Source organism: Bacillus sp. PK3-067 (assembly GCF_056738645.1).
In genome coordinates this window covers 23,010-35,908 of record NZ_CP096491.1, presented here as the reverse complement: position 1 = coordinate 35,908, position 12,899 = coordinate 23,010, and the positions used below count along the sequence as shown (strand labels likewise).

Genomic DNA, 12,899 nt, shown 5'->3' with positions numbered 1-12,899 from the left:
TCGTTATTTTACCTCATTGGCAACAAAGAAATGCTCACATACACTTGAAATACGTTTTAAATCCACATTGCCACCTGAAATAACCGCTACTACTTTTTTACCCTGTACATATTTATCAACTTTGCCTGCAAGAAGAGCGGCTGTGGCTAATGCTCCCGCGCCTTCTACGACAGCTTTTCCGCGTTGCATTAAGTCTTTCATTGCTACTTCTAATTCTTCTTCCGATACAGTTACAATTTCATCTACTAGGTCTTTTACAATTTCAAAGGTTAAATTTCCAGGTATTTTTACTGCACAACCATCCGCTATTGTTGGTGCTTGATAGTGTTCCAAAATTCTCCCCGCATCATAAGAAGCTTTCATTCCATGAACATTATCAGCTTGAACCCCAATAATATTAATGGAAGGATTAAATGATTTCAGTGCTACAGCAATCCCTGAAATAATTCCTCCTCCACCAATAGGTACAATAACAGTATCAACATCCCACATATCATCCAGAATATCTAACCCAATTGTCCCTTGACCAGCCATTACTTCTACATCATCATATGGATGTAGGTATGTTTCCCCTGTTTCTTTTATAATCTCTTCACATTTCGCTTTTGCATCATCAAACGTATCACCGTATAAAATAACTTCCGAACCATATCCTCTCGTCGCATCCACTTTAGCTTGCGGTGCAGAGGTTGGCATCACAATTTTACTTTTGATTCCAAGTAAATGAGAAGATAATGCGACACCTTGTGCATGATTTCCAGCTGAGCAGGCGATTACACCACGTTCTTTTTCTTCATTTGTAAGTTGAGAAATTTTATTAAATGCACCACGAAACTTGAATGAACCTGTTAACTGCATGTTTTCCAACTTTAAATAAATTTCTCCACCGGTTTTACTAGTTAAATAGAAAGATTTAACCAAAGGTGTTTTTCGGGCATTTACATCAAGAATTTCTTTGGCTTTTTTAATGTCAGTGATATCTAACAATACGTTTTTGGTAATCATACTAACACTTCTTTCAATTGTTTAAAGTCCAAACCTAGCGTCATACCTAAATTTTCATAGGTAATAATACCTTTATATACATTTACCCCAGATGCTAATGATGATTTATTTTGAATTGCATTTTCTAATCCATCTTTAGAAATTGCTAGTAAATACTCAATATTTCCATTTGCCAGCGCCATAGTTGAAGTACGTGGGGTGGCACCAGGCATATTTGGTACTGCATAATGAATTACGTCATGTTTAATAAATACAGGATTATCATGAGTTGTATAATGATCAATAGTTTCTACTGTACCACCTTGATCTATTGCGATATCCACAATGACACTTCCTGGCTTCATAGATTGAACCATATACTCTTTAACAATTTTAGGAGGGCGAGATCCTGGTATTAAAATTGTTGAAATAAATAAATCTGCTTCTTTAATCGTTCGCTCTAGATTTTCAGTATTAGATTCAATTATATTTACTTCTTCTGTTGCGTATTGCTTTCTTAAATATGCAATTCTTTCTTGATTAACCTCTAGGATTGTAACACTACATCCAATTCCAATTGCCATATCACAAGCATTAGTTGCAGCATTCCCTCCACCTAGGATTACAACTTTTCCGGCTGGGATTCCCTCAATACCTGATAATAAAATCCCTTCTCCTTGATGTTGTTTCTCTAAATAATAAGCTCCCATAAATACCGCACGTCTTCCAGCAATTGCACTCATAGGTTTTAATAATGCTAAATTTCCATCCTCACTAATAGTTTCACCAGCAATCGCAGTAGTTCCAGCTTTTCTCATCGCTTCTACACACTCTTTCGACGCAGCCAGATGTAAAAAGCCCCATACAATTAGATCCTTTTTAAAGTAATGGTATTCTGCAGGTAGTGGTTCTTTTACCTTTACTACCATATCAACATCCCATGCCTGGCCTTGATTTACTATGCTTGCTCCTGCATTTATATATTCATCATTTGTATAACCAGAACCTAATCCAGCATCTTTTTGTACTAAAACTTCATTTCCAGCTGAAACTAATTTTTGAACATTTTCTGGAGTCATCCCTACACGAGCTTCCCCTTTTTTTATCTCTTTCACTACACCAATTTTCATATCTACACATCCTTTTTTAGAGTGAGTTATAAATTAAATTAATTATTGTCAGATAAATATAAGATTCAAAATATTCATCCTTACAATATTTTTCAAATATAATTTAATTTATAACATTGGATTGCACCTACAAGATACCATTAGTAAAAATAAGAGGTCAACAATTTTGTGAAACATTTCACAAAATGTTTTATTTAGTTGATTTTCTGTATTTTATATCGAAAATATGATTGAATCCCTCAATACTTTGTGATATTCTTCACAAGAATATATCTTCTCTTTTGAATTTCGATTTACCACTTTACTATATCAAAATATTAAAATACCTCGTTTATCCTTATTATTCATATAAAAGAAATCTCGTTTTTAACTTCATGTTTCGGGTTAAATTAAAGAATTTCTTTTAATGTATAATTCATGGAATTTTACTCGCCTCAAATCATGTGAAAATTTTCACATGATTTGAGGCGAAATTAAACTTTCTTTACTTATACGTTTAATTTCTTTTTTATTTAGTATCTGAAATGTATTCAAATTCTCTAGCTGGTAAGGATGAGGGGCGGCTATTTGTATGGATACAGGATATACTATCAAATAATTTAACAAACAGGATAAAGAATTCATAAGAGAATTTATATATTTTTCTAATTGGGAGTGATTATTTTGTCACAACAACAACTAAAAAAGGATATTGGTTTCTTTGCAGCATTAACCACAGTTATTGGTACCGTTATCGGCGCCGGAGTATTTTTCAAGCCCACTGCATTATATGGAGTAACAGGAACAGCTAGCCTAGGATTACTTGCATGGGTAATTGGTGGTATCTTGACCGTTTGCGCAGGACTAACTGCTGCTGAACTATCTGCCGCTATTCCTGAAACGGGGGGGATGATGGCATATTTAAAGAGGACTTATGGAAACTTAACTGCTTTCTTGCTTGGCTGGGCACAAACTGTCATATACTTCCCTGCAAATATTGCAGCTCTTGCTATTATTTTCGGGACACAAACGATTAGTTTATTTGGCCTAAATGTTAATGAACACAAAATGCTAATTATCGCAATTGCAATTATCACAGCAACATTTGTAACTCTTATGAACTTTTTAGGAGCTAAAGCGGCTGGCGGTATCCAAATGGCTTCGACTATATGTAAATTGCTTCCACTAGCATTAATTATTATTTTTGGTTTACTACACAAAAGTGACGTTACTTTTCAGCTTTTTCCAATTGAGGCAGGGCCGAACAAATCTATGATATCTGCCCTTGGATCTGGTTTACTCGCAACAATGTTCGCCTATGATGGATGGATTCATGTAGGGAATATTGCTGGAGAAATGAAAAACCCTAAAAAAGACTTGCCTAAAGCAATCGTATTAGGATTATCAACAGTAATGGTTGTTTATTTATTAATTAATGTCGCGTTTCTAATGGTCATGTCTGCAACATCGCTCGCAGGTACTGATACACCCGCTTCTCAAGTAGCTACAATTCTTTTTGGAGCTATGGGAGGAAAACTAGTTACCATTGGCATTTTAATTTCCGTATTTGGAACGATTAATGGTTATATTATGACAGGAATGCGAATTCCTTATGCCATGGCTATTGAGAACAAACTACCATTTAGTAAATGGTTTGCTACATTATCTAAAACTAGTCGGGTCCCTTATAATTCTGGTCTATTTATGCTATTTATTTCAATTATTATGATGGCCGTCGGCGGATTCAATACTCTTACTGATATGTTGGTATTTGTAATATGGATATTCTACACAATGACATTCCTTGCTGTATTCATCTTACGAAAAAGGGAACCCGAACTTGTGCGACCTTATAAAGTTCCATTGTATCCTTTTATACCATTAGTTGCTATTATTGGCGGATTGTTCATTGTTATTAATACCTTATTCACTCAACCTCTGCTAGCTTTATGTGGAATAGGTCTAACTGCACTCGGCCTCCCTATTTATTACACTATGCGTAAAAAGGGACAATTTGGTTTAGAAAATCATAACGAGTAGACCAGTCTTTCTTAAAGATGTGATACAAAATTTTATGATTAGATTGCAATTAATAAATAGTCTATTTTACTTCTTTATCCTTCTAAAAGATACATTAGTCTAACAAATAATAAACAAGGAGAACCCTTTTTGGGTTCTCCTTGTTTATTATTTGCCAGTGTTCTAGTTCTTTACCCTAAGTTAATTTATGCTTTATCCATGTTGCATTTCTACCTTTAGAAACTAATTTAATGTATCCCTGTGAATTTAAAGCGTGTAATGTTTTATTTATAGTACTTTCACTTATGTCTGGATACATGTTCCGAATATTTTCTTTAGTAAAAGGATTATCTTGTCTGTCTATGTATTTTTCAATTCTTTTTCTTTTAGTATGAGTGCTAATACAATTTTTTATTACACAATATAATTCTTTATATGCAACTAAAACAATGTCCAAAAAAATTTTCATCCAGAAAACTACATTATGATCGCCTTGATACCAGTGAGCTGCAGATTTATACAGAGCATCATAATAATCTGATTCATATTCTTTGAAATATTTATCTATACATGTATATTTTACAAATGTAAATCCACTTTCAATTAATAACCATTGAATTAATATTTTTGCTAACTTGCCATTTCCTTTATTAAATGGATAAATACATAGGAAATTTAAGATAAATTGAGGAATTAGTAGGAGCGGATGAAAATTCCCTTTAGCCCTTAATGCATTATACTGTTCGCATAGATGATACAAATATTGCGGAACCATATCATATAAAACAACTGTACGTAATTTAAGTTGATCTTTTAACTTTGGAATAGAAGATAATACAAGTTCGCTTTTTCTCCAATTACCACTTTCAGAAGTTGAATAATTCATTAATTGGAAGTGCAATTCTTGAATTGTTTGCGGTTTAATAGGTAATTTGTGGTTTTCTTTTTGCACAAGTTCTAATGTTTTGCAATAACAAAATAAAGCGTCCTCTTCCAATGTTTGAGGGCTAGCATGATGATCAACTAATTTTTTTAACTGTTTATTTGAGAATGTAAACTTTTCATATATATTAGGAAAAGTTTTAATATATTGCAGTGATATACTCTTTTCCAAAAGATTAAATATCTCTGGTTTTTGAGTTTGATATGCTGATATTGCTCCTTTATATTCACTGATTTTACTTATAATATTTATTAGTTCTCTTTTAAATTCTAAATTTGTATATTTTTCTTCAAAGAAATTTCTCATCTCGTTCCCTCCTATCCCTAAGGTTTATTACCAAATTTGTATGCTCCATTATCCCCTAATTTTCACATTACCTACTGTATGCTCGTTATTTTATAAACGTCTAATAAGAATGTAATCAAACGATAGCCAGATGCACATAGAAATCACTCTCTTCCATAAATGTATGTAATTTAATAGATTTCTAATGTTTATTAACAAATAAAAAAGCACTTCCTTAAACTTCTAAAAAAGTGCTTCTTATTTAATCAAATATATCTGTCCTTAGTGACTTAAAGGAAACTATGCACAAAAGGTATCAACATTTTGTGAAAATCATAACATATTTAGCTATAAATAATTATGTCGCTTCTAAAAACGTTCAATCTTGATATGTTATGAACTAATGTCGTACAGAATCTTAATTTCTTAATAATGTTTATAAAATGATTCTTTACAAGATGAAAGTACTTTATTTCTATTTAAACAAACATTTTTTCTATACTATTTGCTTTCTGAGTATATTAGATTAGGTACCTTTAAACTGTTGCTAAGTATTTATATATTCGACATAATTTTATACGATAAATTCATCTTATAGTATTGGTGACATGGTATCTTTTAATGTATGTACAGAATGATTAAAGTTAAACTTTTCTTCCGCATTTAACTCAATTTCTATAATTTCTCGAATACCTTCGCGATTAATAACAGCAGGAACTCCTATATATACATCATTATGACCATATTCATTTTCAAGGTATGCAGATACTGTTAATACACTATTTTCATGATGTAGAATTGCCTTTGTTATACGTAATAAAGACATTCCAATTCCATAACAGGTTGCTCCCTTACGTTCAATTATATGATAGGCCGCATCACGTGAACGAACAAAAATTTCGTCTAAGTCACTTTGATTATACTGACTTTTATTTTCTAAAATGGTTTGTAGCTTTTGAACGCCCACTGACACATGACTCCAAACCGGAAGCTCCGTATCACCATGTTCACCAATTATATAAGCATGAACATTATGAGAATCGATCTCAAAATATTCTCCTAACATGTAACGGAAACGTGCAGAATCAAGTGTTGTACCTGAACCAATTACGCGTTCTTTCGGCAATCCAGATTCTTTCCAAGTTACATATGTTAAAATGTCCACTGGATTTGTTGCAATTAAGAAAATACCATCGAATCCGCTTGACATGACATTACGTATAATTTCTTTAAAAATCTTAGTATTTTTTTCAACTAAGTCTAAACGTGTTTCACCTGGTCTCTGTGGCAATCCGGCCGTTATTACAACAATTTGTGCATCTTTACAGTCCTCACAGCTACCCTTCCATACTTTTGTTGGTGATGGTGAAAAAGGAATTGCATGACTTAAATCCATTGCTTCTCCTTCTGCTCTTGCTTCATTTACATCTACAAGAACGAATTCTTCTGCCAACCCCTGATTAATCATACAATATGCATAACTACACCCTACGGCCCCTGTACCAATTAAAACTACACGATTAATATTTTTATTCATTTATAGATCCCTCACTATTTATGTTATGTTTTTGTGCATTGTTGTTATTCTAATAAAAAGAGATTTAATTGATTTTGAATAAACAAATAATGAACTCGAAATACATTAATGTTCAATACCAAATAGTTAAACTTAAATTCCTTTTCATATGTATTTCCAGCAAATATTGCTCCAACATTATTTCTTATTTAACTCAAAAAAATATTATGTATAGCTTCACTAGATAAGATGATTTTTCTTTATCTATATTTCAAAGATTCATTGATATGCTGTGGAAAATCTAGTTTATACATCTAGTTAAATAAAATTGTTAGCGCTTACATTTTTATTAAGATTCATTAATTGATTATCACTTCTCATAATGACATTCATGCTTATATTATCTTCATTCAAATCTAATTACTGCAAATTTTTATTTTTTATATCGAAGGTTATCTCACCTATTTTAGCAATAACCCCCTAAAAGCACTTCTATACCAAATAAACTTTTTCAAAATTCATTTTCTAATAAACCCCCCACTAATTTTTTAGAGTTTTCTGTAATAAATTTGACATGTGATCTTGCATTTTATATTAACAAATTTAAGTCACATAAGTTGTGAATGTTTTTTGTATATTTCTCTTCCCTTATATGTCTAACAAAAACAAATAATATATTTTATAAAAGAAAAAAATATATTTAAAAGAATTATTAAAACGGTATTTCCAGCTAATTAAGCCAACTTATATAAAAATAACATTCAAAATAATTATGTTATTTTTATACGAAAATGATTATATTAGTAGCTCAAATTTTTATTTGTGTTTGTAATGGGATGTTTTCCTCACATTGAGATTCAACTAAATCGCCCTTCTGTTCAGCTGTAGGGTTGTTTTGGGTTATATAATGATATACCATGCCAACAAATACAGATCCACCAATAATATTTCCAATTGTAACTGGAATTAAATTATAAATAGCCCCACTAAAAGAAATAGTATTGGGATGTGGCGATACCAGGGAGATTGCAAATAGCGATAAATTTGCAATGCTATGTTCATATCCAGATAAAAAGAATGTAAAAACCAATAACATCATAACAATTATTTTTGCTGTATCCCCTTTTACTTGAGAAGGAAGGAAGCATGCTAGACAAACAAGCCAATTACATAAAATAGCTTTGAAAAATAGCTGTATTGTCGGTGTATTCATTTTTACTTCAACAACATTACTTATCAAATGTTCATATTCAATTTGATCAAAAATACCAGTACCATAAAATAATAACGCAAAAAATATTGCACCTACCAGATTACCTAAAAAACAAGCACCCCAGTTACGACAAGTATCTGAGACCGTTGTTTTTTTTCGTAAGGTCGAAATTGTAAAATACATTGTATTCCCAGTAAATAATTCCGCTCCACCATATATTATTAATATAAGTGCAATTCCAAAAAATAAAGAAGCACTTAAATAAGTTGCAGGTGAATTTACAACGTGAAAAAAATCCCCTAATTTAAAACATAATACTATAATAAATCCAATATAGATGCCGGCTAGTAATGCACGAACAAAATATTGTATTGGGGTTATATCTAATATTTGTTTCTTCTTTTGTGCAAGTTTTATAGCATCAGCTATCCCTTGTTCTAACATAAAATTACACACTCCTTTAATTCATGGTTTTTATAAATAATCCTAAGAATAAACTACATGTTTCAATATTCACTTTCAAGATTTTGTTCAATATTTCACAAAATAAACATACTCACTTTACAAAATGATTCAAATGATGTGCAATCTGCTATATTCACTAAATCCTAGAAGGTGCATAATACACGAATATACCTAGTCAATATAGAATAAAAGAATAATTAATCTGGTATAGAAAGTTTTAATTTATCATGTTTAGGAAAAACACTCCATCTTAATTTTTACTTACTTGTATAGGGACCTATCAGGAAATTATTCGCATTTATACATAAAAAAGCTTTAATTATAAGGTTACAGTGTGTTTGTATGCGTTATTCTTTAAAAATTGAAGAAATACTACTATCAGCAAACATATTCAACATTTTCCATCTGAAATATCTTAGTAACATTTTTAAAATTTGCCTCTAACCTATGAGTTTAATGGGATCATCTTTGTATCTCATTACCCGAATAAAGATAATTTGTGACATATTTTAAAATAAACTATATATCAAGCAATCTGCTTTTTAAAATTGTTATAATATGAACGAACATCATTGCTCAATACTTCACAATAAAAAGGAGAAATTGATATGAGAAAACGAAAACGCTTAGTAATTATCGGTAATAGTATATCTAGTTTACGTTGTATTGAACAGATTTTAATACAAAATCCTAATATGTATAGCATTTCTATTTTCAGTGATGAACTCTATCCTCTCTACAATCAAATAAACACTATTTCTTTAAATTTAGATATTAAAAATAGAATACAAAAGCAATATAATTGGTACAAACAACATAATATTAAGCTTTTTACAAACGAAAAAGTAATAGAAATTGATCGTGAGGACGAGGTCATTGTTACAGATAAACGCCGTATTGTTTTCTACGATAAACTCATCATTGCAACAGGATCTACTGCTTTTATTTTTCCCGTTAAAGGACTACAATTATTTGGAGTAAATAAACTTAGAACAACTGAAGAAATCCAATTTCTATTAAATATTAAGAAGCATGCAAAGAAAGCTATTATTATTGGCAATGGCATGCTCGGTCTAAAAATTGCACAAAAATTATTTGATTTTGGAATAGACGTCCACGTAGTTCATTTCAGTTCACACTTAATGGCAAAACAAGATATATTGGATTGTTCATCACTATGTAACAAGCTAAAAGCAAAAGGAATTCAATTTCTCATGGAAAAAAACACGGTTAAAATCCTAGGTACAGACTACGCAGAGGGGATTCAATTCGAAGATGGCACTATTAAAAAATATGATTTAATTGTAATACCTATTGGTAGGCGACCTAATACACATTTAGCAGAAAAAGCTGGCTTACATGTTAAACGTGGCATAGTTGTTAATAAGCATATGCAAACAAATGATAAATTAATTTATGCAATTGGTGAATGCACTGAACACAATGGGATTACATTAGGATTTCCAGCCCCCCTCCATGCACAAGCTACTGTATTAGCCGAGCATATAACAAATGTACAGACAAATACTCTTTTTGCATAATTTCTTAGTTAATTAAAACTAATTCTTTATAACTTTTATCTAAAAAACTCTTCTTAATCATTGTTTAAGAAGAGTTTTAAACCTTTGAAAACGTGTTAAAGAGAACACTTTAATATTGACACATTTGCAACCCCGTTACGTATTAAATTAAGTTTGATTATAAGGCATGTGATATTTTGTGGCTCAAAAAATCCATACCTTATCAATTAAACCGATTGGTAACACATATTCCCTTTTTTGTGATTTCCTCATATATAATGATTTTAAGAATTTATACAATTAAAATACTTGCTAATTTGTAATAACTCCTCTTTTATATTCTGAGAAAGGGGGCTTTTGTCAGAAACTGATAAGTCTTCTAATAGCTAACTGATTTTTTATTATTATTTTCTTATTTCCAACAGAGGCCATGAGTCCTAAACTTTCAAACTTATTCAATTTACGACTAATAGTCTCTCTTGTTACACCCGCATAATTTGCCAATTCCTCTCGTGTCAATGGCAAGTTAATAAGTATTCCATCCTCAGTACTTTTTCCATATTTATCACAAAACTCCAATAGTATGTGAGCAATTCTAACTTCAGGATTGTTTGTAGCTAAATTTTGCACTAAATTCTCTATCTTAGCTAAACGTTTTGTGACAACTTTTAACAACTTTAATGCAATACTTGGATTTCGTTCCATTATATAATCCATATTTTCTTTTTTTAGCATACAGATATGAGTATCTTCTATAGCATATGCACTAAAATTACTTTTTTCATCATAATTAAATATATTTAATTCACAAAAGGATTCACCACTTGTTAGTATATGCAATATTTGCTCTTTCCCTTGAAGAGTTAATGTACATAGCTTTACTTGTCCACTATTAATAATAAATAATGTATCTGATTTATCTCCCTCAAGAATTAATGGCTGGCCCTTTTTAAACTTCCTATGTTTTGTCATTGAAGCTATATTACCAATTTCCTCTTCGGAAAGGGTCTTAAAAATTAGTACTTTTCTTGGACAAAGCTCTCTTGATTTTTTATGATTATCGTCCATATTTTCTCACCTTACTCTAACTATAGAATTAAAAATATAATGATATCCAAGGTTATTATAGACATTTTTATCAAATATTGCAGTGACCCAAATCACAACTATATGTTTATGAAGACAGTGATATACACTATCCTCATAAACATATTTTGATATGGCATAGAAAAATATGTCCCTGAGGAGAAAGGGTGGCGCCAGGGCCATATAGAGTGTACCGAGAATGGCTGAATCGGTATAAGTATCTGCTACATAATTATTATAGAATTTTTTAAAGAATATTTCTGTGACCAGAATCACATTCAAAAATATAAAAAACAATGAGAATACTGTGCAGTATTCTCATTGTTTTTTCCTTCTTATTCATCTAGTGGTGCAAAATGATTTTTATCTTCTCCGCACACAGGACAAACCCAGTCCTCTGGTAAATCTTCGAAACTTGTTCCTGGTTCTATATCCTCATCTGGATCCCCTACCTCTGGGTTATAAATATATCCACATGGTAAACAAATGTATTTTTTCATGATTTCCTCTCCTTTTTGTACAGCTTTATATTTTTTCTTTTAACTTGCTCATTATTTCACTTATGTTTGTATTTAATAAATCTATTCCTTCTAACGATACATGCTTTTCAATCGCAGATTTGTAAGGAATAGATGCAGCAACTCCTTCTAATGAAATCAAACCGACTATTTTATTATCCTTAATAAATAACCTTGTATACTTATCCTTACCGTCTTCTTCAACAATTGTTTTATCACATTGCTCTTCATTAACAACTCCAATTGAAAATAAAGATACATTGAATGCGTTAAAAATAGTGGTTGGAATTTCTTTTTTATAAATGGCAGTTTTAGAGACCATATTACTACCTGCTACTCTTCCTTGTTCCAAGGCAGTCCCCCATAAGCCTTCAATTTCATTATTTACTTCTGCAACATCTCCCGCAGCGTATACGGAGTCTATATTTGTTCTCATCTTCTCATCTACAACAATACCTCTATTTAATTTAATAGCAGTATCATGTACAAGTTTAGTGTTCGGAGTAACGCCAATTGAGTAAACAATACTATCACAATTAATTTGAGAATTGTCGTTCATCTTTATGCCAGTTACAGATTCTTTCCCGAGAATAGAATCAATAGAAGTATTTAAATACACCTTTACCCCTTCCTTTTCAATTTTTCGTTTCAAGAGAAGCGAAGATTTTGTATCTAATTGTCTTCTCATTAATAAAGGAGCTACTTCTACAATGGATACCTTTTTACCAGCTTTCAGAATAGACCATGCTGTTTCTAACCCTTGTACACCCCCACCAATGGTCACAACACTTTCTTTGTTCTCTAAATGACTTTTAAGCTCATCTGCTTCTTTCATGTCCCTAATAGTAAAAATATTTTTTTTATTAATTCCATTTATCTCTAATCTTCTATTATTCGCTCCTGTACAAATTAATAGTTTATGATAAGAAAATACCGCTTCATTGGATGTAACAATAAATTGCTCATCTGTATTAATTTTTACCACCTTTGTATTTATAAAAACTGATATGTGATTATCTTGATACCACTTTTTCTTTTTAATTAACACTTTTTCATTGTGTAAATCTGAATACAGATCCTTTGATAATTTAATTCTTTTATACGGTAGTGATGGCTCTTCACCAAAAATAAATATATTTGATCCTTTATCATACTCTCTAATAGTTTTAGCGGCATTTACAGCGGCTACACCACTTCCAATAATAACAAAATTCTTTTCCATGTTTTCACCTCCATTTTTC

Annotated in this window: 10 protein-coding genes; 2 read left to right on the top strand and 8 right to left on the bottom strand. The window is 31.1% G+C overall.

What is annotated here, in order from left to right; translation table 11 throughout:
• Positions 1 to 3 precede the first annotated feature (3 nt).
• Together tdcB and ald are read right to left on the bottom strand one after the other, a co-directional pair.
• Positions 4 to 1,005 (bottom strand): bifunctional threonine ammonia-lyase/L-serine ammonia-lyase TdcB, encoded by a 1,002-nt coding sequence (gene tdcB / locus M1D73_RS28020; protein ID WP_100655249.1) that lies wholly within the window; start codon positions 1,003 to 1,005, stop codon positions 4 to 6.
• Positions 1,002 to 2,114: an alanine dehydrogenase gene (gene ald, locus M1D73_RS28015; protein ID WP_016083477.1), complete on the bottom strand. Its 1,113-nt coding sequence runs from the start codon at positions 2,112 to 2,114 to the stop codon at positions 1,002 to 1,004. The genes tdcB and ald overlap by 4 nt, the downstream gene beginning before the upstream one ends.
• 663 nt (positions 2,115 to 2,777) lie before the next feature.
• Between ald and M1D73_RS28010 the strand changes: the two genes are divergently transcribed.
• On the top strand, positions 2,778 to 4,133 hold the full coding sequence (locus M1D73_RS28010; protein WP_349917458.1) for an APC family permease: 1,356 nt from the start codon (positions 2,778 to 2,780) through the stop codon (positions 4,131 to 4,133).
• A gap of 175 nt (positions 4,134 to 4,308) precedes the next feature.
• On the opposite strand, the gene M1D73_RS28005 is transcribed toward M1D73_RS28010, so the two are convergent.
• The 3 genes from M1D73_RS28005 to M1D73_RS27995 form a co-directional block, all read right to left on the bottom strand.
• Entirely contained in the window at positions 4,309 to 5,361 is a 1,053-nt protein-coding gene (locus M1D73_RS28005) for a Fic family protein (protein ID WP_349917457.1), read from the bottom strand.
• Between the two features lie 571 nt (positions 5,362 to 5,932).
• Complete coding sequence (locus M1D73_RS28000; protein WP_098212948.1) at positions 5,933 to 6,877, bottom strand: L-lactate dehydrogenase; 945 nt, start codon at positions 6,875 to 6,877, stop codon at positions 5,933 to 5,935.
• Positions 6,878 to 7,664: 787 nt separating this feature from the next.
• Positions 7,665 to 8,513, bottom strand: coding sequence for a formate/nitrite transporter family protein (locus M1D73_RS27995; RefSeq protein WP_349917456.1), 849 nt, complete (start codon positions 8,511 to 8,513; stop codon positions 7,665 to 7,667).
• Positions 8,514 to 9,142: 629 nt separating this feature from the next.
• On the opposite strand from M1D73_RS27995, the gene M1D73_RS27990 reads away from it, so the two are divergent.
• Positions 9,143 to 10,075: an FAD-dependent oxidoreductase gene (locus M1D73_RS27990; RefSeq protein WP_098212949.1), complete on the top strand. Its 933-nt coding sequence runs from the start codon at positions 9,143 to 9,145 to the stop codon at positions 10,073 to 10,075.
• Positions 10,076 to 10,414: 339 nt separating this feature from the next.
• Here M1D73_RS27990 and M1D73_RS27985 read toward each other — a convergent pair whose 3' ends face one another.
• From M1D73_RS27985 to M1D73_RS27975, 3 genes are all read right to left on the bottom strand, one after another.
• Complete coding sequence (locus M1D73_RS27985; protein ID WP_098212950.1) at positions 10,415 to 11,122, bottom strand: Crp/Fnr family transcriptional regulator; 708 nt, start codon at positions 11,120 to 11,122, stop codon at positions 10,415 to 10,417.
• A 353-nt stretch (positions 11,123 to 11,475) separates the two neighbouring features.
• Complete coding sequence (gene rd / locus M1D73_RS27980; protein WP_000759867.1) at positions 11,476 to 11,640, bottom strand: rubredoxin; 165 nt, start codon at positions 11,638 to 11,640, stop codon at positions 11,476 to 11,478.
• A gap of 25 nt (positions 11,641 to 11,665) precedes the next feature.
• Positions 11,666 to 12,880, bottom strand: coding sequence for an NAD(P)/FAD-dependent oxidoreductase (locus M1D73_RS27975; protein WP_098212951.1), 1,215 nt, complete (start codon positions 12,878 to 12,880; stop codon positions 11,666 to 11,668).
• Positions 12,881 to 12,899: the final 19 nt, after the last annotated feature.

Excerpts from the sequence above, each read along its gene's own strand:
- M1D73_RS27975 (WP_098212951.1), bottom strand. The coding sequence starts at position 12,880 with ATGGAAAAGAATTTTGTTATTATTGGAAGTGGTGTAGCCGCTGTAAAT.
- tdcB (WP_100655249.1), bottom strand. The coding sequence starts at position 1,005 with ATGATTACCAAAAACGTATTGTTAGATATCACTGACATTAAAAAAGCC.
- M1D73_RS27985 (WP_098212950.1), bottom strand. The coding sequence starts at position 11,122 with ATGGACGATAATCATAAAAAATCAAGAGAGCTTTGTCCAAGAAAAGTA.
- M1D73_RS27990 (WP_098212949.1), top strand. The coding sequence starts at position 9,143 with ATGAGAAAACGAAAACGCTTAGTAATTATCGGTAATAGTATATCTAGT.
- rd (WP_000759867.1), bottom strand. The coding sequence starts at position 11,640 with ATGAAAAAATACATTTGTTTACCATGTGGATATATTTATAACCCAGAG.
- ald (WP_016083477.1), bottom strand. The coding sequence starts at position 2,114 with ATGAAAATTGGTGTAGTGAAAGAGATAAAAAAAGGGGAAGCTCGTGTA.
- M1D73_RS28005 (WP_349917457.1), bottom strand. The coding sequence starts at position 5,361 with ATGAGAAATTTCTTTGAAGAAAAATATACAAATTTAGAATTTAAAAGA.
- M1D73_RS27995 (WP_349917456.1), bottom strand. The coding sequence starts at position 8,513 with ATGTTAGAACAAGGGATAGCTGATGCTATAAAACTTGCACAAAAGAAG.
- M1D73_RS28000 (WP_098212948.1), bottom strand. The coding sequence starts at position 6,877 with ATGAATAAAAATATTAATCGTGTAGTTTTAATTGGTACAGGGGCCGTA.